We start from the raw sequence: 18,766 nt of genomic DNA, 5'->3' as shown, positions 1-18,766 counted from the left end.
GGCCTTATCCCCGCGCGACGGCCTCTGCCGCGATCATCCGCGCTTCGGCAGAAAGGCCGACCCGGTTGAGCGAGCGAACGATGAAATAGAGCTGGCGCGCCGTCATCATCTCCCAATTGTCGCCCTGCATGCCGAGGCCGGCGAGCATCGAGACCAGCGCGGGATTGTCCGCCTCCGCCGCGCGGGTGATCATGCGGCTCCATGCGCTTTCGCGGGTGAGATTGACTTTCAGCGTTCCGGCAAGGCTGCGCGTATCGCCGCTGTCGAGCCGGTCGAGGCCAGCAAGGCCCGCCAGCAGGAACTGCGACTTGCGCTGGCCGCTGCTGCTGTCGTCATCGAAGAAGGAATCGACTGCCGACTGGCTTACCGTGCCGTCGCGGCGCGGCTGGGCCAGCACAAGCAATGCCCAGCCCGTGCTGCCCTGCGGGACGACCGAGGCCCAGCGCATCGCGTTCCGGTCGAGCCCCGCCGCCAGCATGGAGGCGATCAGCAGCGGCGCATCGGCTTCCAGATCCTTGCTGGGGCTGACGCGCGCCGCGGCATAGGCCGTCAGCACCAGTCGGCCGTAATCGGGCGTGGCGCCGCCCCACAGGTCACGCATGGCCTGCATCCGGTCATCCGAAGCGCCCGCGACATAGGCTTCCCGCAGCAGGCTGGCGCGCTGTGCCGCGTCGCCGCCGACATCGGGCGTCGAATATATCTGCGAATAGAGATCGACCAGGGCAGCGCTGGAAAGAATGCCCTCTCCTGCTGCCCGGTCAGCCGAATCCGCGCGAATGCCCAGCGGCAGGGCCGGCGAGACGGCGCCCATCCGGTCATACCATGCGCCCGCGCCATTGCGCAGGCTGGAAGGCACTTCGACCCCAAGGGTAACGGCCAGCGAGTAACGCCAGGGGTTCAGTTCCTTGACGTCGTCCCACTCGATATTCACTGCCTGGCCACCTTCGGCAGCGGCGCCCGCATAGCGCTTGGCCAGCAGAACATCGATGCGCGGCGCCGTGCCGCGCGACAGCGCGAGATCCAGTTCACGTGCGCCCTGCCTGCCGTCTCCAGCGAAGGAACGGCAGATGGCCTGAACCATCTTCCACTCGCCATCCTTGCGGATGTCGCCCTTCAGCCGCGCGACCGGACACAGGCCGACGATATCGCCAGTGAGGAGATAGGCATCGAATGCCGCATTGGTGAGCGCCGAATTGTAGTTCGACGAATCGACATCCTGCACCAGCGCGCGGGCTGCGTAGCCTTCGCCCATGCGGTTGAGCGCAGCAGCGCGCAGGGCGGCGAATTCCACCGGGTCCATTCCCTGCGGCGCATCGAGGCGACTGGCCAGCGTGCGGCGCAGCAGTATGTGGCCCCAGCGCGAAAGGAGCGGATGCTTCGTGCCCTTGAGCGCGGCACGGACCAGCGCACCCGGCTGCCCGGCCACGGCGCGGGCGGGAAAGCCGCCTTCATCGCGCGAAATCACCCCGACGCGCTGCAGTGAGCGGCGCGCACCGGGCGGAATGTCGAATTTGGGCTTGAGGCCCAGAAGCTCGTCGATCTCGTCCGGGCTCATCTTCTCGATCTCGGCGATCGAGGGGAAATTGGACGGCAAACTGCCTGTTCCGGCTTCGCCTGCCGGAACGCCCGGCAGGGGCTGGATCACCGGGCTGGAAACGCTCCCGCCCGAAGGCGCCTGGGGCGACACCACCGTGGGCGCCGCGACGGGCGCAACAGGACGCGCGGCCGGGGCCGGCGTCTGCCGGTCAAAGCCCGGGGGCAGCAGCGATTCCGGGGCGGCAAGCCCGATGCCAGACGTAAACGCGAGCGCGGCACCGCCGATCAGCAGGGCACGCTTCATCGGAAATCTCCTGGCATGGCGACGGGCTGGCTGATCTGACGCAGCGGCTGTTCGCCCCCGTCGAACCAGGCCAAGGCCAGCACCAGCAACACGATCACCGCCAGTGCTGCAACAAACCCCCTGGAACTCATGGCCAATGGTCGCGTCCTCGCCAACTACACCAAGCCGCACGCAAAGTCCGCGCGGCGCTTGCGCTGCCGGTTAGCGCATCTATAGGCAAGGCGGCAATGACCAAACCCGAACCCATGCCCAGCGATGCCGAGATCGAGGAACTGGCCGCGCGTATTAACCGGCCGATCGCGCTGGTGGGAATGATGGGGGTCGGCAAGTCCACCGTAGGCCGCAAGCTGGCCACTCTGCTGCACCTGCCCTTCATCGATGCGGACGAAGCGATAGAGAAAGCCGCGCAGATGAGCGTGAGCGAAATCTTCACCCGCTTCGGCGAGCCCTATTTCCGCGATGGGGAGCGCCGGGTGATCGCGCGGCTCGCAGCCGAACGACCCAGCGTGATCGCCACCGGCGGCGGTGCCTTCGTCAATGACGAGACGCGGCAGCTGCTGCTCGACAAGACGATCTGCATCTGGCTCGATTGCGACACGGATACTCTGGTGGAGCGCGTCGGCCGCAAGGACACCCGCCCCTTGCTGCGCAATGGCGATCCGCATGAAATCATCACGCGCCTCAAGGCAGAGCGCGAACCCTTTTATTCGCAGGCGCCCATCCATGTGATGAGCGAAGCCGGCCCGTATCATCAGGCCGTGCAGCGCATTCTCAAAGGTATCGAACAATGGCTGTGATCCCCGTCGAACTCGCGGGACGTTCCTATGAAGTGCGTGTGGGCAGCGGGCTGCTGGCCAATGTGGCGCAGGAATGCGGCGCGATGCTGCGCAAGCAGCGCGTGCCGATTGTCACTGACGCCAATGTGGAACGGCACTGGCGCGCAGCGGTCGATGCCTCGCTGACGGCTGCAGGCAAGGAACCGCGCTGGCTGGTGCTCGATCCGGGCGAAGCGACCAAGAGCTGGGACGGGCTTTCGCGCACCATCGACTGGCTGCTGGGCGAGGAAGTGGAGCGCGGCGACCATATCCTGGCGCTGGGCGGCGGCGTGATCGGGGACCTGACCGGCTTTGCCGCGGCGATCCTGAAGCGCGGCTGTGGCTTCATCCAGCTTCCCACCAGCCTGCTGGCGCAGGTGGACAGTTCGGTCGGCGGCAAGACGGCGATCAATACGCCCGCGGGCAAGAATCTCGTCGGCGCGTTCCACCAACCCGCCCTCGTGCTGGCCGATCTCGATGCGCTCGACACTCTGCCGGTACGCGAAATGGGCGCGGGTTACGCGGAAGTGATCAAATACGGCATCCTTGGCGACGCACCCTTCTTCGAATGGTGCGAAGCCCATGGCGCCAGCGTGATCGCGGGCGACAAGGCGGCGCAGGAATATGCCGTGACCGAAAGCGTGAAGGCCAAGGCCCGCATCGTGGCCGAGGACGAGCGCGAAACGACCGGTACGCGCGCCCTGCTCAATCTGGGCCACACATTCGGCCATGCGCTGGAAGCCGAAACCGGCTTTTCCGACCGCCTGCTGCATGGCGAAGGCGTGGCGATGGGCATGGTCCTCGCCGCCCGCTATTCCGCGCGGCGCGGGCTGATTTCCAGCGCAGATGCCGAACGGGTGGCCACGGCAATTGCCTCTGCCGGACTTCCTTCGGAACTTTCCACGCTGGGCCTCAACGTCAGCGGCAAGATGCTGGCCGCCCATATGCTGCATGACAAGAAGATGGACGCGGGCACCCTGCCCTTCGTCCTGCTGCGCGGCATTGGCGAGGCGTTCCTCGACAAGACCGTGCCGCTGGACGACGTGGCAGAGTTTCTGGACGGGCAGCTGCAAGGCTAGCTCCTCCCCGGCACGGGGAGGGGGACCGCGCCGCAAAGCGGCGGGGTGGAGGGGCACCCGCGAGTAGCCCTTCCATCTGACCGTATCGCCCAGAGCGCCTGCCCCTCCACCATCCTGCGGATGGTTCCCCTCCCCATTCTGGGGAGGATCATTTTTGGGGCGAGACAAGCGCATCGCTCCCCGCTACCCGTTACGGCTGCAACGAACGGGAACCCCATGACCACCGCCGAAGCCACGCCCGAGCTGGATATCGAAACCCGCGCCGACCGCGCCTTTCTCGGCCATCCCAAGGGGCTTGGCTATCTGGCCTTCACCGAGGCGTGGGAGAGGTTTTCCTATTACGGGATGCAGACCCTGCTGGTGCTCTACATGGTCAAGCACCTGCTGCTGCCCGGGCAGGTGGAGCAGGTCGCCGGGATCGAGCAGTTGCGTGCACTTTACGGTGGGCTGGACGGGCAGGCCTTCGCCTCCGCCATTTTCGGCACTTATGCGGCGACTGTCTATGTAACGCCGATCATCGGCGGGTGGATGGCGGACCGGCTGCTGGGCAAAAGGCGCACGGTGCTGATCGGCGCGATCACCATGGCGCTGGGCCATTTTCTGATGGCGTTCAACGTTACCTTCCTGCTGGCGCTGCTGTGCCTGATCCTGGGTTCGGGGATGTTCAAGGGCAATATAGCCAGTCAGGTCGGCTCGCTCTACAAGCCTGACGACCTGCGCCGGGCGGATGCTTTCCAGATCTTCTATCTCGGGATCAATGCCGGGGTTATCGCCAGCCCGCTGGTGGTGAGCACGCTGGGCGAGAAGGTTGGATGGCATTACGGTTTCGGCGCAGCGGGCGTGGGCATGCTGATCGGGCTGGGGATTTACATCGCCGGCCAGAAATACCTGCCGAAGGAACATTTCGACGTTGCCGGAAAGACGGCCGAACCGCGCGAACCGATTAGCCGGAAGGACTGGCTCTCCACGCTTGCCCTGCTGCTGCTGATCCCGGTGATGGCAATCTCCATCGTGCCCAACAACCAGATCTTCAACGCCTATCTCGTTTGGGGTGACCGCGATTTCGATCTGGTGTTCTTCGACACCACGCTGCCTACCGGCTGGCTGGTGACACTGGATGCCGTCGTCTCGGTCAGCTTTCTTGCCGGGGTCGCGCTATTCTATCGCTGGTATGGCAGGCACTGGCAGGAGCCGGACGAGCTGGCCAAGATGATTATCGGCTCGGCATTTTCCATGGGCGGGATGGTCTGCCTTTACATGGCCGCCGCGACCATGCCGGAAGGCGGGAAGATCGGCCTGTTCTGGCCCGTGATGTTCCACATCCTCAACTCGATCGGCTTCGCCCATATCATGCCGGTCAGCCTCGCCCTGTTCGCGCGGCTTGCGCCCAAGCAGATCAACGCAACGGTGATCGGGCTCTATTACCTCGCCTTTTTCGGCGGGAACTCGCTGGTGGGCTATCTCGGCACGAAGTTCGAGACAATGAGCGTGCCCGCCTTCTGGCTGATGCACCTGATGTTCGCCGCAACCGCTGGCGTGGTGTTCGTGCTGTTCAAGCTGCTGCTCGCCCCGCGCCTGATGCACCGGGCAGAAGCGGAAGACGTCGCGCTCGCCTGAGCGCGACGTCCCCTAATTCGGATCAGATCTGGTCCAGCGCCTGAGCCATATCGGCGATGATATCGTCGATATGCTCGATGCCCACGGACACGCGCACCACGTCCGGCCCCGCGCCTGCGCGAACCAGCGCATCGCCTTCCAGCTGGCTATGGGTGGTGGAAGCCGGGTGGATCACCAGCGAACGTGTGTCGCCGATATTGGCGAGATGGCTGAACAGCTTGAGCGCGCCGACCAGCTTCACGCCCGCATCGTAACCGTCCTTCAGGCCGAAGGTGAACACCGCCCCGCCCTTGCCGCCGAGATAGGTCTTGGCCAGCGCATGATATTTGTCGTCCGGCAGGCCGGCGTAGGAAACCCAGCCCACCTTGGGATGGGCCTTGAGCCACTGGGCCAGCGCCAGCGCATTGCTGCAATGGCGTTCCATCCGCAGCGTCAGCGTTTCCATGCCGGTCAGGGCCAGGAAGGCATTGAAAGGCGCCATGGCGGGCCCAAGGTCGCGCAGGCCCAGCACGCGGCAGCCGATGATGAAGGCAATCGGCCCCACCGCATCGGTCAGCACCGCGCCATGATAGGAACCGTTGGGCTGCGACAGGGTCGGGAACTTGTCCGAAGCGGCCCAGTCGAACTTGCCCGCATCCACGATCACGCCGCCGATGGAATTGCCATGGCCGTTCAGGAACTTGGTGGTGGAATGCACCACGATGTCCGCGCCATGCTCGATCGGGCGGCACAGCACCGGGCTGGCCAGCGTGTTATCCACCATCAGCGGAACACCCGCATCATGGGCAACCTTGGCGATAGCGGCAATATCCTGCACCACGCCGCCGGGGTTGGCGAGGCTCTCGATGAAGACCACGCGGGTCTTCTCGTCGATGGCGGCGGCGATATTCGCCGGATCGTCCGCATCCACGAAGCGGGCTTCCCAGCCGAACTTCTTGAAGCTCTCGCCCAGCTGGTTGAGCGACCCGCCATAAAGCTTGTTCGCCGCCACGATGTTGCAGCCCGGCTCCATCAGAGTGTGGAACGCCAGGAACTGCGCCGCATGGCCAGAAGCCACCGCCAGCGCCGCCGCGCCGCCTTCCAGCGCCGCGATCTTGCCTTCCAGCGCCCCGTTGGTGGGGTTCATGATGCGAGTGTAGATGTTCCCGAATTCCTGCAGCGCGAACAGGCGCTGGGCGTGGCCGGCATCTTCGAACACATAGGATGCGGTCTGATAGATCGGGGTGATCCGCGCCTTGGTGGTGGGATCGGGTTCCGTCCCGGCATGGACCGCCAGCGTATCGAGTTTGGGTTCGCTCATTTCGGCACTCTCCAATTGGCGCAGCTCCTCAGTGCGCGGTTCAGGTCAAACGGGTTCAACGGCCTTGCAGGCGCGCATGGGCTCTTCACCCACAAGCGGTTTCAGGCCCAGCCGGGCGAACAGAGCCGCATCGGCATCGTCGCCCGAATTGGGCGCGGTCAGCAGCTTGTCGCCAGTGAAGATGGAGTTCGCGCCGGCCATGAAGCACAGCGCCTGCGCCGCCTCACTCATGCTCTCGCGCCCGGCGGAAAGGCGCACCATGCTCAGCGGCATGGTGATACGCGCGGCGGCGACGGTGCGGACGAATTCGATATCGTCGATCTTCGCCAGCGGAGTATCGGCCAGCATGTCGCCCAGCACCGTGCCCTTCACCGGCACCAGCGCGTTGACCGGCACGCTTTCGGGATGCTGCGGCAGGGTGCTGAGCGTGTGGATGAAGCCCACGCGATCCTCGCGCGTTTCGCCCATGCCCACGATCCCGCCGGAACAGACATTGATCCCGGCCGAGCGAACATTGTCCAGCGTATCCAGCCGGTCCTGCATGGTGCGGGTGGTGATGACGCGCTCATAATATTCGGGGCTGCTGTCGATATTGTGGTTGTAATAATCGAGGCCCGCCTCGGCCAGCATATCGGCCTGCTTCGGGCTGAGTATGCCCAGCGTCATGCAGGTTTCCAGCCCCATGGCGCGCACGCCCTGCACGATTTCCACGATGGCGGGCATGTCCCGATCCTTGGGATTGCGCCAGGCGGCGCCCATGCAGAAACGCTGGCTGCCCGCATCCTTCGCGCGGGCGGCGGATTGCAGCACTTCGCGCACGTCCATCAGCTTGCTGGCCTCAACCCCGCTATCGGCCTTCACGCTCTGCGAGCAATAGCCGCAATCTTCCGGGCAGCCGCCGGTCTTGATCGAAAGCAGGGTGCAGAGCTGCACCTCGTCGGGCCTGTGATGGGCGCGATGCACTTCGGCCGCGCGGAAGACCAATTCGGTGAAGGGAAGGTCGAAGAGGGCCGCGATTTCCTCGCGCGTCCAGTCGGTACGGATCGGGGTCATGGCGCGGCTATCCTCCTCTCGCGGTCCGGGTTCAAGCCCGAACCTGTCCCATCGTCATTGCGAGCCTGAAAGGCGAAGCAATCCAAGGGCTTTGCGCACAGCCGCACTGGATTGCTTCGTCGGCATAGCCTCCTCGCAATAACGAACTAGCGCAGCCTACTTCCCCCTGAACTGGGGCGCCCGCTTGGAAAGAAACGCGCCGATCCCTTCCTTCGCATCGTCCGTGCCGGCGGCATCACGCTGGGCCTGCGCCTCCACATCCATCGCCGTGCCATAGGAATGGTTGAGCGCCGACGAGAGATTCGCTTTCATCAAGCCCAGTGCCACGGTCGGTCCGGCGGCGAGCCGCGATGCCAGCGCCCGTGCTTCATTGGCGACGATGTGATCTTCCACGCAGCGGTGGATCAGGCCCCATTCGGCGGCGCGCTTGCCATGAACCTTCTCGCCCAGCATCAGCATTTCGGCCGCGCGTGCCTTGCCGATCAGGCGCGGCAATATCCAGCTTGCCCCGCCATCGGGCACCAGCCCGATATTGACGAAGGCCTGCAGGAAATAGGCGCTCTGCCCCGCGACACAGAAATCGCAGGCCAGGGCGATGCTACACCCGATTCCCGCCGCCGCGCCGGTGACTTCGGCCACGATCGGCAAGCGGTGTTCGGCAATATCCATCACCAGCGGATTGTAGTGATCCACCAGCGAGCGATAGGCCCCCTCGCCCGGATCGCCCCCGCCCACGATGGCGGCGAGGTCCGCGCCGGAGCAGAAGGCGCGCCCTTCCCCCCGGATCAGCACGGAACGAGCCTCTTCCGTATGGGCAAGCGCATGGCGGATTTCATCTGCCATGTCCGGGGTCAGGGCATTGAGCTTACCCGGGCGCGCCATGCTGAGCACGGCGACGGGGCCGGAAGCGTCGAATTTGATGGAGGTGTAGTTCATATCAGGTTTGGCCAATGGCTTCCTCAATCGATCTGGGTCTGATCGTACCCTTCGCTTGGCGCGATTTCGCTGAGCTGCTTGCCGTCGATTCTGGTGCGCATCCCCTGAGGAAGATATTTCCTGGCATCATCGCCATATTTGGCATCGATTTCGGCAAACTGATTGGCCCAAATGTCATTGTCATAATCGAAGGAAAACTCGCTCCGCTTATAGCCGCCGTTCTCCCAGCGTTCGCGAATATATTCGATCATATCGAAATGCTCGAGAGTATCACTGCGACTGTTGGGATCGCCTGATCCGTTAAGCACCATCCGATCACGACCCGCCTTCAGGAAATATTCCGGAGACGCTTTCCAAAACAGGATGAGTGCAGTCGCAAGGTCACAGTCTTCTCGGGAGGCAATCCACTGAAGGGCAACCGGCTCGACAAAATCCCAATTCGCGCAATGCGCGATGTGGTGCCAATCCGCCGGTGTAGACTCCTCCCTCAACCAAGTGAGAAATGTTGCACCCTCACTTTCCTCATTGCCCTCTCTGGGCAGCGAGCGAATCCATTCAACCTTCTCTACCAGCTTCTTATCATAATCGCCGCAAACTGGCGGAGCGCTCGCTTCCATCGATTGGTCCTCAGAGCGGTGGGTTCCCGTGCTTCTTCCACGGGTTCTCCAACTCCTTGTTGCGAAGCTTCCTTAACCCCAGAGCAACCCTCTTTCTTGTCGAGTGCGGATGGATCACCTCGTCGATGAAGCCCTTGGCCGCCGCCACGAAGGGATTGGCGAAGCGGTCCTCATATTCCTTGGTGCGCTGCGCGATCTTTTCCGGGTCGCCGGCATCCTTGCGGAAGATGATTTCCACCGCGCCCTTGGCGCCCATCACCGCGATTTCCGCCGTGGGCCAGGCATAGTTGAGATCGCCGCGCAGATGCTTGGAGGCCATCACGTCATAGGCGCCGCCATAGGCCTTGCGGGTGATGACGGTGATCTTGGGCACGGTCGCCTCGGCATAGGCATAGAGCAGCTTGGCGCCGTGCTTGATAATCCCGTTATGCTCCTGCGCGGTACCCGGCAGGAAGCCCGGCACGTCCACGAAAGTCAGGATCGGGATGTTGAAGCAGTCACAGAAGCGCACGAAGCGCGCAGCCTTCTTCGAACTGTTGATGTCCAGGCAGCCCGCCAGCACCATCGGCTGGTTCGCCACCACGCCCACTGTGCGCCCTTCCACCCTTCCGAAGCCGATGATGATATTGGCCGCGTGATCGGGCTGGATTTCGAAAAAGTCCCCCTCGTCCACCACCTTCCGCACCAGTTCGTGCATGTCATAGGGGTGGTTGGGATTATCCGGCACCAGCGTGTCGAGACTGTCCTCGATCCGGTCCCACGGGTCGGAGGTCGGCCGTTCGGGCAGTTCGGACCGGTTGGAGAGCGGCAGGAAATCGAAGAAATGGCGCGCCGCGACCAGCGCCTCCAGATCGTTGTCCAGCGCCAGATCGGCCACACCTGTCTTAGTGGTGTGCGTGGTCGCCCCGCCCAGTTCTTCCTGCGTCACCACCTCGTTAGTGACGGTCTTCACCACATCGGGCCCGGTGACGAACATGTAACTGGTGCCCTTCACCATGAAGATGAAGTCCGTCATCGCCGGGGAATAGACCGCCCCGCCCGCGCATGGCCCCATGATGAGCGACAGCTGCGGCACTACGCCGCTGGCCAGCACATTGCGCTGGAACACTTCGGCATAGCCGCCAAGGCTGGCCACGCCTTCCTGGATGCGCGCGCCGCCTGAATCGCTGAGGCCGATCACCGGAGCGCCGACCTTCAGCGCCATGTCCATGATCTTGCAGATCTTCTGCGCGTGGCGTTCCGACAGGGAACCGCCGAACACAGTGAAATCCTGCGCATAGACGAACACCAGCCGGCCGTTGATCGTGCCGCTGCCGGTCACCACCCCGTCGCCGGGAACGGTCTGCGCCTGCATCCCGAAATCGGTGCAATTATGCTCGACATACATGTCGAGCTCTTCGAACGATCCGGCATCCAGCAGCACATCCACCCGTTCGCGCGCGGTCAGCTTGCCGCGCTTGTGCTGCGCGTCGATCCGATCCTGCCCCCCGCCCAGCGAGGCGGCAGCGCGGCGGCGTTCCATTTCGGCAATATTGGCGGACATGCGTGCCTTGCGGCTCTCCCGATCCGGTTATGCCAGAGGCCTAACGCGCGGGCGGGACAGGGGCAAGGGGCTGACGATCCTCCCCAGCATGGGGAGGGGGACCGCGCTGCGCAGCAGCGGGGCGGAGAGGCACACAGCTTTCGTCATTGCGAGCGTAGCGAAGCAATCCAGAGCCTCGCACACCGCGCCCTGGATTGCTTCGGGGCGATGCCCTTCGCAATGACGAAATCAGTTCAGCAGGACCAGCTCTTCCGCCATGGAGGGGTGCAGCGCCACCGTGGCGTCGAAATCCGCCTTGGTCAGCCCGGCCTTCACCGCGATGGCCGCGGCTTGAAGGATTTCCGGGCTTTCCGGGCCGACCATGTGCAGGCCCAGCACCTTGCCGGTGTCCTCGTCCACGATCATCCGGTAAAGGCCGCGCTCCGCCTTGGGCGAGAAGATGTTCTTCATCGGCCGGAAATCGGATTTGTAGACCTTCACATTGGGATATTCGCACCGCGCCTGTTCCTCCGTCAGCCCCACGCCCGCGAGTGGCGGCTGGCTGAACACGGCGCTGGGAATATGGTCATATTCCACAATGCGCGGCTTGTTGCCGAACACCGTATCGGCAAAGGCGTGGCCTTCGCGGATCGCCACCGGGGTAAGCTGCACCCGGTCGGTCACGTCGCCGACGGCATAGATGCTGGGGCAGGACGTGCGATTATACTGGTCCACCGGAACCTCGCCCTTCACGCCCAGCTTGATGCCTGCCGTTTCAAGGCCCAGCCCTGCCGTATTGGGCTTGCGGCCCGTGGCGATCAGGATCTGGTCCGCCTCGATCGTCTCGCCACCCAGATCGGCCAGCAGCGAGCCGTCGGCCTGCCTGGTGACCGAGCGAATATTGGCGTTCAGCTTGAACTGGATACCGCGCGCCTGCACGATCTCGCTCAGCCGTTCCACCACGCCCCGGTCATAGCCGCGCAGGATCGTTTCGGAGCGATTGATTACGGTAACTTCGCTGCCCAGTGCATTGAATACGCCTGCGAATTCCATGGCGATGTAACCACCGCCCACCACCAGCAGGCGCTTGGGCTGCTCTTCCAGATGGAACACTTCGTTGGAACTGATGCAGTGCTCCACCCCCGGAATCTCCGGCATGGCAGGCCAGCCGCCCACGGCGACGAGGATATATTTCGCGGTGATTTCCTTGCCCGACGCCAGCTTCACGCTGTTCGGCCCGGTCACCGTGGCGCGTTCGAGATATTTCTCGACCTTATTGTTCTCCAGCGTCTTTCCGTAGAGCCCTTCCAGCCGGTCCACATCGGCATTCACGAAATCGCGCAGCACCTTCCAGTCGAAGCTCTTGCCCTCGATCGTCCAGCCGTAATTCCCGGCGTGGGAGAGTTCTTCCGCGAACATCGATCCATAGACCAGCATCTTCTTGGGCACGCAGCCCCGGATTACGCAGGTGCCGCCCACGCGATATTCCTCCGCCACGGCAACACGGGCGCCATGGCTGGAGGCGATACGGCTGGCGCGCACCCCGCCCGAACCGGCACCGATGATGAACAGATCATAGTCGAAATCAGACATTCGCAGGGCTCCTCTGGGTCGAGCGATATGGAGAGCGCGGCGATGCAAATCAATCTTCGGCTGCAGACAAGCCCGCAGTCTGGCAATCGGGCACTATCGTCCCAACATTAGGATCACACGCCTGCCGGCGTACGCGATGGAGATTCCCCTTGAGCAAGATGCCCGCATTGTTCGTCGGCCATGGCAGCCCGGCCAATACTTTCGAGGATAGCCGCTATGCCCGCGCCTGGCGCAAGATGGGCGAAGTGCTGCCCCGCCCGCGCGCGATCCTCTCGATCTCGGCGCACTGGTATTTCAGCACCTCGGCCGTGACGGCGATGGAACATCCGCGCACCATCCACGATTTCTACGGCTTCCCTCAGAGCTATTTCGATTTCCAGTACCCCGCCCCCGGCGCGCCGGATGTAGCGGCGATGGTGGCCGAAGCGGCCAAGCCGATCTGGGTCGGGCTGGACCGGGACCAGTGGGGGATCGACCATGGCACATGGTCCGTCCTCGCCCATATGTATCCCGATGCCGATGTGCCGGTGATGCAGCTTTCATTGAACGGCGTGCGTCCGCTGGATTACCACATGCAACTCGGCGCGCAGTTCGCTTCCCTGCGGGACGAAGGCGTGCTGATCATGGCCACGGGCAATGTGGTGCACAACCTTTCGACCATGCGTCGTAACGAGGTGGATTTCGGCCATGACTGGGGCATCCGCTTCGACAAGGCCGCTATTGAGAAGCTGGAAAGCGATCCGGGCGACATTCTCTCGCTGGCCGATCACCCAGACTATGCGATGGCCGTGCCCGCGCCCGATCATTACATCCCGATGCTCTACATCGCGGGACTTGCCGCTACCGAGAACGAGCCGCTCAAGGTGTGGAACGAAGGCCACGCGCTGGGCGCCGTGTCCATGACGTCCTATGCCATGGGGCTGGACGACGCGGCCCTCGCGGCCGTGCGTGAGGCTGCGGCGCTGGAAGCGGCCTAAGCGGTCAGGCTATCACGCTGGCCGCAACGGCGCCCAGCACGCGCTGGGCGTCCTTCGGGTCCAGCCGCAGCTGAAGGCCCCGCTGGCCGCCATTGATGAACACCAGGTCGTGCGCCAGCGCTGCTTCCTCGATGGCGACGGGCACCTTGCGCCGCTGGCCGAAGGGGCTGATCCCGCCCACCTTGTAGCCGGTAGCCCGCTCCGCATCGGCGGGCTTCATCATCTGCGCCGACTTGCCGCCCAAAGCGGCGGCAAGTTTCTTCATCGCCACTTCCCGGTCCGAAGGCAGGATGACGCAGGCGGGCTTGCCGTCCACCAGCGCCATCAGCGTCTTGAGCACGCGCGCCGGATCTTCTCCGATGGCTTCTGCCGCCTGCAACCCTATGCGGTCCGCATCGGGATCGTAGTCATAGGTATGGACAGTGAAGGCAACGCCGGATTGCTCCAGCGCGCGGGTGGCGGGAGTGGCCTTGGACATGGCTACCTCATTCGCGTCATTGCGAGCAGCCAGAGGCTGCGCGGCAATCCAGGGCTTCGCGCTTGGAGCCCTGGATTGCTTCGCGGCGTTGCCGCTCGCAATGACGAAGATGCGCCAACATCACCCCAGCCCCGCCGCCTGTAGCAGGGCCGTGGTGCTGGCATCGAACTTCGCCCCGCCCGCCTCGATCTGCCGGGCGATTTCCTTGCCCAGTTCCACGCCGAACTGGTCGAAGGGATTGATCCCCATCAGCACGGCATTGGCGAAAGTGCGGTGTTCGTGGAAGGCGATCAGGGCGCCCACCGTGGCGGCATCGAAATCGTCGCACAGGATTGTCGCGCTCGGCCGGTCGCCCGGATAGGAACGCGCGGGGTCGCTGCTCGCCCTGCCGGCCATCAGCGCCGCCCCTTGCGCGAAACAATTCATCAGCAGGATGCGGTGATGCGCCGGGTCCAGCACATCGCCCGCCGCGATGCTGGCAATGAAGTCCACCGGCACCAGATTGGTGCCCTGATGGAGCAGCTGGAACACCGCATGCTGGGCATCGGTGCCTACCCCGCCCCAGGTGATCGGCGCGGTCGGGCCCGAGACGGGCTTGCCATCGGCGGTCACGCTCTTGCCGTTGCTCTCCATCTCCAGCTGCTGGAGGTAGGAGGGCAGCAGGCGCAACCGCTCGTCATAGGCGAAGCAGGCCCGCGTCTGGCAGCCACGAATGCGGCTGTAATAAAGATCGGCAAAGGCCGCGCGCAAGGGCAGGTTGGCCGCGCCATCCGTGTCCGCGAAATGCTGGTCCACTGCCGCGGCGCCTTCCAGCATCTCCAGGAATTCGTCCATTCCCACTGCCATGGCGATGGGAAAGCCGATTGAGGACCACAGCGAATAGCGCCCGCCCACGCTTTCCGGGAAAGGCAGGATGCGGGTTTCGTCCACGCCCCACTCAACGGCCTTCTCGGGATAGGCGGTCAGTGCCACGACCCGGCCGGAAGGATCGGTCACGCCATGCTGCGTCATCCATTCCAGCACGCTGACCGCGTTGGTCATGGTCTCGATTGTGGTGAAGGTCTTGGAGGCGACTGCGAGGATAGTCGTCTGCGGATCGCAGGCGGCAAAGGCCTCTTCCAGCGCGCAGCCATCGATATTGGAGACGACATGGACGTCCACCAGCGGCATTTCGCGGGCCAGCGCGTCCACCGCCAGGGCCGGGCCCAGCGCCGAGCCGCCAATGCCGACATGGATCAGATGCTTCACATCGCCCATCGCGCCTTCATGGATCGCGCCCACCAGCATGCCCATGCGGGCGAGCAGGGCCTGCGCCTCTTCCACGCTGGCGGGATCGCCCACGCCGCGCAGGGCGGTATGTTCCGCCGCGCGGTTCTCCGTGGGGTTGACCACTTCGCCCGCGAACATCCTGGCGCGCATATCGGCAAAACCCGCCGCTTCGGCCAGTTCGCCGAACAGGGCGATCAGCCCGGCGTCCAGATGCGTCTTGGACCAGTCGAACAGGATGCCCCCGCCGCCTGGCAGGTCCAGCCGGCCGGAAAGGGCGGCAACGCGCCCTTGGTCGGCGAACAGATCCTTCAGGCTGCTTGCCTTGTAGCTGGACAGCCTCTCCCAGATCGCTGCGACGTTCTCGCTCATAGCTGCCCCTTTCCTACAACAGGCATTTAGGGGTAAGGCCTGCGACGATGATTGGAAAGGCCCAAACCCCTCTGAATGCGCCCAATTTCCGGCCAGTCGGATCGGTAGGGAGTTTTAACTTCAGTACAGTGTCAACATTGTCAACTTCGGCGGATTTCCGCTGCCTACTTGACGGCAGGCGGCGCGCCCCACAAGTGCAGGCTCAATGACAGAAACGACCACCCCAGCGGCCGATCCCGCTGCCGCCAAGCCTGCCCTTGCCGAGGTGCCCGGCACCATGCCTGCCGAGCAGCCGGCGAAGAAGGAAAAGGAAGAAGGCAGCTTCTTCATTTTTCTGCTGAAGCTGATCGTCATCATGCTGGCCTTCCGCACCTTGGCCTTCGCGCCGTTCAGCATTCCCAGCGAGAGCATGCTGCCGCGCCTGCAGAATGGCGACTATCTGCTTGCATCCAAATGGAATTATGGGTTCTCGAACAACTCGCTGCCGTTCGGCGTCCGCCCCTTCCCCGAAGGCCGCATGCTGGCCAGCCAGCCCGAACGCGGCGATATCGCGATCTTCAAGGCCCCGCCGCTCAACCGCGAGGATTACATCAAGCGCGTAATCGGCCTGCCGGGCGACCAGATCCAGATGATCGGCGGCGTGCTGCATATCAACGGCATCGCGGTGAAGAAGCAGCGCATTGCCGATTTCGAAATCCCCGTTTCGCCCAATACGCGCTGCTATTCCGCGCAATTCGCGGCCACCACCAAGGATGGCCTGCCCGTCTGCCGCTATCCCCAGTTCCGCGAGACCCTGCCCAATGGGGTGAGCTACAACGTGCTCGATTACGGTATCACGCCGCAGGACAATACGCCTGCCGTGGTGGTGCCGGATGGCATGCTGTTCATGATGGGCGACAATCGCGACAATTCGCTCGACAGCCGTTTCCCCGCCGTGCCCGGACAGGGTGTGGGCCTCGTCCCGCAGGACAATCTGGTGGGCAAGGCCTCGATCATGATGTGGTCGACCGACGGTTCCTCTTCCTGGCCGCTGCCCTGGACCTGGTTCACTGCCGCCCGATGGGACCGGCTGGGGGGCACGTTTTGAGCGGCAAGCTGACGCTGACGCCCGAGGCCCGAACCTTCCTTGAAGACCTAGGCTTTGGACCGATAGAGAAGGACGATGTGTGGGTGGAGGCGCTGACTCACGGCAGCACCGGCGATGCCCGCGACTATCAGCGGCTGGAATTCCTTGGCGACCGCGTGCTGGGCCTGGTGATTGCAGACTGGCTGCATGAGCGGGAAAGCCACGCCGAAGGCAAGCTGTCTCAGCGGCTCAACGCGCTGGTCAGCCGCCAGATGTGCGCCTCCGTCGCGCGTCGGATCGGCCTGCCCGACCATATCCGGCTGGGATCGCAGGCGCGGGCCGATGGCGGCGCCGACAGCGACAATATTCTGGGCGACGTGATGGAAGCGCTGCTGGGCGCCGGTTTCGTGGAGCATGGCTTCGATGCGATGCGCGTGCTGGTTCGCAAGCTGTGGTCACACGCAGTGAAGGGCGAAGTCGGCCAGTCCAAGCACCCCAAGAGCGCGCTGCAGGAATGGGCGGCGGGCAGCGGACGGCGCATGCCGGAATATACGCTGGTGGACCGGCAGGGGCCGGACCATGCCGCGCGCTTCACCGTGGCGGTAAGCGTGAAAGGCGTGGGCGAAGCGCAGGCCACCGCATCGAGCAAGGGCGAGGCCGAAAAGCAGGCCGCCAAGGAATTCATGGAGAAGTTCGCATGAGCGAAGCAGCGACCCATTGCGGCGTAGTGGCCGTGATCGGTGCCCCCAATGCGGGCAAGTCCACACTGGTCAATGCGCTGGTCGGCCAGAAGGTCGCCATCGTCAGCGCCAAGGCGCAGACCACTCGCGCGCGCCTGCTGGGCATTGCGCTGGAAGGGAAAACCCAGATCATCCTGGCCGACACGCCGGGTATCTTCGCGCCCAAGCGCCGGCTTGACCGGGCGATGGTCAGCGCCGCCTGGGAAGGCGCGCAGGAAGCCGATGCGATCCTGCTGGTGGTAGACCCCATCAAGCAGCGCCGCCACGAGCTGGAGCCGCTGCTGGAAGCTCTGAAGGACCGGCCGGAACGCAAGCTGCTGGTGCTCAACAAGGTGGATGCCAGCGCCAAGGAGCCGCTCCTGGTTCTGGCGCAGGAACTTTCGGCCAAGGCGGACTTCTCGGAAGTGTTCTTCGTCTCGGCCTTGAGCGGCGACGGCGTGCCTGAACTCAAGGCGCGCCTTGCCGGGCTGATGCCCGAAGGCGAATGGCACTATCCCGAAGATCAGGTGAGCGATGCCTCCGAACGGCTGCTGGCCTGCGAAATCACGCGCGAGCAGCTTTACCGCCAGTTGCATGACGAACTGCCCTATGACTCGGCCGTCCGCCCGGAAAGCTACAAGACCTTGGCCGATGGCAGCCTGGAAATTCACCAGCAGATCGTGATCGGCCGCGAAAGCCAGAAGCCCATCGTGCTGGGCAAGCGCGGCGCGAAGATCAAGGCCATCGGCGAGGCCGCCCGCAAGGAACTGGCCGAATTGCTGGGCGTGAAAGTCCACCTGTTCCTCCACGTCAAGGTGGAGGAAAACTGGGCCGAAAGCCGCGAGATCTTCGAGGAAATGGGGCTGGACTGGGTGCGGTGAGCGCTAGTTGGCCGGGGCCGGATCGGCGTTGGTCACGAATTCGACAGTCTCACTCCCGACGTATGAAACCGGGTTTCCAGCCCCATCGACCCTTCGCTCGAACTCAATAGACGAGATCGCCGCGCATGCGTCGCTCGCCGCATCCGTGGCCACGTCCTTGTCCGCCTGACATGCCGCGAGTTTACCGTCCTTGCCGATCATCAGCCTGAGGTAGATCGGGCCCGGCGAGTGTTGCCCTGGCGAAACGGCTTTACGGTTACCCTCAGCCATCAGGTCGACCACTTTCGCATTGAATTCAGACAGTTTGTGCCTCTGCGAATCAGGAAAAATGGCGAAGCTGGACCTCACCAGGGCATAGCTCTTGTTTCCGTCGACATCTTTCGGGCCGCCAAGCTTTCTGCCTATCATGGCTGCACACATGCCGTCGGCTACGCCTTCGCTGCCAAGGAAGCGGGAAATGCCACATGATACCACTTTGCCATCCGGCCCTACCCACATGTCGAGCACCGCCGCAGCCCAGCGGTTATGAGTGTCGACACCTTTTCCTGCGTGCCACATAACGTGTTGTGCATCTTTGCCTGTCGGCATGGGCACAACAATCGTAGCGGCCGCAGCCATAATCAATGCAAGCACTT

The 18,766-nt window shown here is 63.8% G+C and carries 18 protein-coding genes; 7 read left to right on the top strand and 11 right to left on the bottom strand.

Going from position 1 to position 18,766, the window contains the following annotated elements; all coding sequences use genetic code 11:
* Positions 1 to 4 precede the first annotated feature (4 nt).
* Positions 5 to 1,840: a hypothetical protein gene (locus tag WFP36_RS00405; RefSeq protein WP_336976926.1), complete on the bottom strand. Its 1,836-nt coding sequence runs from the start codon at positions 1,838 to 1,840 to the stop codon at positions 5 to 7.
* Positions 1,837 to 1,971 carry a hypothetical protein gene (locus WFP36_RS00400; RefSeq protein WP_336976925.1) on the bottom strand — a complete coding sequence of 45 codons (135 nt, stop codon included), beginning with the start codon at positions 1,969 to 1,971 and terminating at the stop codon, positions 1,837 to 1,839. The genes WFP36_RS00405 and WFP36_RS00400 overlap by 4 nt, the downstream gene beginning before the upstream one ends.
* A gap of 96 nt (positions 1,972 to 2,067) precedes the next feature.
* On the opposite strand from WFP36_RS00400, the gene WFP36_RS00395 reads away from it, so the two are divergent.
* The 3 genes from WFP36_RS00395 (at position 2,068) to WFP36_RS00385 (ending at position 5,351) form a co-directional block, all read left to right on the top strand.
* Positions 2,068 to 2,637 (top strand): shikimate kinase, encoded by a 570-nt coding sequence (locus tag WFP36_RS00395; protein WP_336976923.1) that lies wholly within the window; start codon positions 2,068 to 2,070, stop codon positions 2,635 to 2,637.
* The gene (aroB, locus tag WFP36_RS00390; protein WP_336976921.1) at positions 2,628 to 3,734 is read left to right on the top strand and encodes a 3-dehydroquinate synthase; all 1,107 of its coding nucleotides are present in this window, start codon (positions 2,628 to 2,630) and stop codon (positions 3,732 to 3,734) included. Before WFP36_RS00395 ends, aroB begins: the two co-directional genes overlap by 10 nt.
* Before the next feature lie 216 nt (positions 3,735 to 3,950).
* The gene (locus tag WFP36_RS00385; protein ID WP_336976919.1) at positions 3,951 to 5,351 is read left to right on the top strand and encodes a peptide MFS transporter; all 1,401 of its coding nucleotides are present in this window, start codon (positions 3,951 to 3,953) and stop codon (positions 5,349 to 5,351) included.
* A gap of 22 nt (positions 5,352 to 5,373) precedes the next feature.
* Here WFP36_RS00385 and WFP36_RS00380 read toward each other — a convergent pair whose 3' ends face one another.
* From WFP36_RS00380 to gorA, 6 genes are all read right to left on the bottom strand, one after another.
* Complete coding sequence (locus tag WFP36_RS00380; RefSeq protein ID WP_336976917.1) at positions 5,374 to 6,651, bottom strand: O-acetylhomoserine aminocarboxypropyltransferase; 1,278 nt, start codon at positions 6,649 to 6,651, stop codon at positions 5,374 to 5,376.
* Positions 6,652 to 6,696: 45 nt separating this feature from the next.
* On the bottom strand, positions 6,697 to 7,704 hold the full coding sequence (gene bioB / locus WFP36_RS00375) for a biotin synthase BioB (RefSeq protein ID WP_336976915.1): 1,008 nt from the start codon (positions 7,702 to 7,704) through the stop codon (positions 6,697 to 6,699).
* 156 nt (positions 7,705 to 7,860) lie between these two features.
* Complete coding sequence (locus WFP36_RS00370; RefSeq protein ID WP_336976913.1) at positions 7,861 to 8,655, bottom strand: enoyl-CoA hydratase-related protein; 795 nt, start codon at positions 8,653 to 8,655, stop codon at positions 7,861 to 7,863.
* 8 nt (positions 8,656 to 8,663) lie between these two features.
* Positions 8,664 to 9,257 carry a DUF4274 domain-containing protein gene (locus WFP36_RS00365; RefSeq protein WP_336976912.1) on the bottom strand — a complete coding sequence of 198 codons (594 nt, stop codon included), beginning with the start codon at positions 9,255 to 9,257 and terminating at the stop codon, positions 8,664 to 8,666.
* Between the two features lie 10 nt (positions 9,258 to 9,267).
* Positions 9,268 to 10,800 (bottom strand): acyl-CoA carboxylase subunit beta, encoded by a 1,533-nt coding sequence (locus WFP36_RS00360; RefSeq protein WP_336976911.1) that lies wholly within the window; start codon positions 10,798 to 10,800, stop codon positions 9,268 to 9,270.
* Between the two features lie 228 nt (positions 10,801 to 11,028).
* Positions 11,029 to 12,372 (bottom strand): glutathione-disulfide reductase, encoded by a 1,344-nt coding sequence (gene gorA, locus WFP36_RS00355; RefSeq protein WP_336976910.1) that lies wholly within the window; start codon positions 12,370 to 12,372, stop codon positions 11,029 to 11,031.
* 158 nt (positions 12,373 to 12,530) lie between these two features.
* Between gorA and ygiD the strand changes: the two genes are divergently transcribed.
* Complete coding sequence (ygiD, locus tag WFP36_RS00350) at positions 12,531 to 13,349, top strand: 4,5-DOPA-extradiol-dioxygenase (RefSeq protein WP_336978653.1); 819 nt, start codon at positions 12,531 to 12,533, stop codon at positions 13,347 to 13,349.
* Between the two features lie 4 nt (positions 13,350 to 13,353).
* On the opposite strand, the gene ybaK is transcribed toward ygiD, so the two are convergent.
* The gene (ybaK, locus tag WFP36_RS00345) at positions 13,354 to 13,827 is read right to left on the bottom strand and encodes a Cys-tRNA(Pro) deacylase (protein ID WP_336976908.1); all 474 of its coding nucleotides are present in this window, start codon (positions 13,825 to 13,827) and stop codon (positions 13,354 to 13,356) included.
* A gap of 120 nt (positions 13,828 to 13,947) precedes the next feature.
* Complete coding sequence (gene pgi, locus WFP36_RS00340; protein ID WP_336976907.1) at positions 13,948 to 15,465, bottom strand: glucose-6-phosphate isomerase; 1,518 nt, start codon at positions 15,463 to 15,465, stop codon at positions 13,948 to 13,950.
* A gap of 205 nt (positions 15,466 to 15,670) precedes the next feature.
* Between pgi and lepB the strand changes: the two genes are divergently transcribed.
* From lepB to era, 3 genes are read left to right on the top strand one after another with little or no spacing between them, the layout of a single operon-like run.
* The gene (lepB, locus tag WFP36_RS00335) at positions 15,671 to 16,552 is read left to right on the top strand and encodes a signal peptidase I (protein ID WP_336976906.1); all 882 of its coding nucleotides are present in this window, start codon (positions 15,671 to 15,673) and stop codon (positions 16,550 to 16,552) included.
* A complete protein-coding gene (gene rnc, locus WFP36_RS00330) occupies positions 16,525 to 17,232 on the top strand; it encodes a ribonuclease III (RefSeq protein ID WP_419716603.1) in 708 nt (235 codons plus the stop codon). Before lepB ends, rnc begins: the two co-directional genes overlap by 28 nt.
* On the top strand, positions 17,229 to 18,131 hold the full coding sequence (gene era, locus WFP36_RS00325) for a GTPase Era (RefSeq protein ID WP_336976903.1): 903 nt from the start codon (positions 17,229 to 17,231) through the stop codon (positions 18,129 to 18,131). Before rnc ends, era begins: the two co-directional genes overlap by 4 nt.
* A gap of 3 nt (positions 18,132 to 18,134) precedes the next feature.
* On the opposite strand, the gene WFP36_RS00320 is transcribed toward era, so the two are convergent.
* The gene (locus WFP36_RS00320) at positions 18,135 to 18,749 is read right to left on the bottom strand and encodes a hypothetical protein (RefSeq protein WP_336976901.1); all 615 of its coding nucleotides are present in this window, start codon (positions 18,747 to 18,749) and stop codon (positions 18,135 to 18,137) included.
* Positions 18,750 to 18,766: the final 17 nt, after the last annotated feature.

It is taken from the genome of Fulverythrobacter fulvus, from assembly GCF_037154085.1.
Taxonomy (GTDB): Bacteria; Pseudomonadota; Alphaproteobacteria; order Sphingomonadales; family Sphingomonadaceae; genus Andeanibacterium; species Andeanibacterium fulvum.
The sequence above is the reverse complement of the archived record's forward strand: the minus strand, read 5'-3'. Positions and strand labels throughout refer to the sequence as shown.

Coding starts and splice junctions, on each gene's coding strand:
- ygiD (WP_336978653.1), top strand. CDS start 12,531: ATGCCCGCATTGTTCGTCGGCCATGGCAGCCCGGCCAATACTTTCGAG.
- lepB (WP_336976906.1), top strand. CDS start 15,671: ATGACAGAAACGACCACCCCAGCGGCCGATCCCGCTGCCGCCAAGCCT.
- WFP36_RS00365 (WP_336976912.1), bottom strand. CDS start 9,257: ATGGAAGCGAGCGCTCCGCCAGTTTGCGGCGATTATGATAAGAAGCTG.
- rnc (WP_419716603.1), top strand. CDS start 16,525: ATGGGACCGGCTGGGGGGCACGTTTTGAGCGGCAAGCTGACGCTGACG.
- WFP36_RS00400 (WP_336976925.1), bottom strand. CDS start 1,971: ATGAGTTCCAGGGGGTTTGTTGCAGCACTGGCGGTGATCGTGTTGCTG.
- pgi (WP_336976907.1), bottom strand. CDS start 15,465: ATGAGCGAGAACGTCGCAGCGATCTGGGAGAGGCTGTCCAGCTACAAG.
- WFP36_RS00385 (WP_336976919.1), top strand. CDS start 3,951: ATGACCACCGCCGAAGCCACGCCCGAGCTGGATATCGAAACCCGCGCC.
- WFP36_RS00360 (WP_336976911.1), bottom strand. CDS start 10,800: ATGTCCGCCAATATTGCCGAAATGGAACGCCGCCGCGCTGCCGCCTCG.
- WFP36_RS00405 (WP_336976926.1), bottom strand. CDS start 1,840: ATGAAGCGTGCCCTGCTGATCGGCGGTGCCGCGCTCGCGTTTACGTCT.
- WFP36_RS00320 (WP_336976901.1), bottom strand. CDS start 18,749: ATGGCTGCGGCCGCTACGATTGTTGTGCCCATGCCGACAGGCAAAGAT.
- WFP36_RS00380 (WP_336976917.1), bottom strand. CDS start 6,651: ATGAGCGAACCCAAACTCGATACGCTGGCGGTCCATGCCGGGACGGAA.
- bioB (WP_336976915.1), bottom strand. CDS start 7,704: ATGACCCCGATCCGTACCGACTGGACGCGCGAGGAAATCGCGGCCCTC.
- gorA (WP_336976910.1), bottom strand. CDS start 12,372: ATGTCTGATTTCGACTATGATCTGTTCATCATCGGTGCCGGTTCGGGC.
- ybaK (WP_336976908.1), bottom strand. CDS start 13,827: ATGTCCAAGGCCACTCCCGCCACCCGCGCGCTGGAGCAATCCGGCGTT.
- WFP36_RS00395 (WP_336976923.1), top strand. CDS start 2,068: ATGACCAAACCCGAACCCATGCCCAGCGATGCCGAGATCGAGGAACTG.
- era (WP_336976903.1), top strand. CDS start 17,229: ATGAGCGAAGCAGCGACCCATTGCGGCGTAGTGGCCGTGATCGGTGCC.
- aroB (WP_336976921.1), top strand. CDS start 2,628: ATGGCTGTGATCCCCGTCGAACTCGCGGGACGTTCCTATGAAGTGCGT.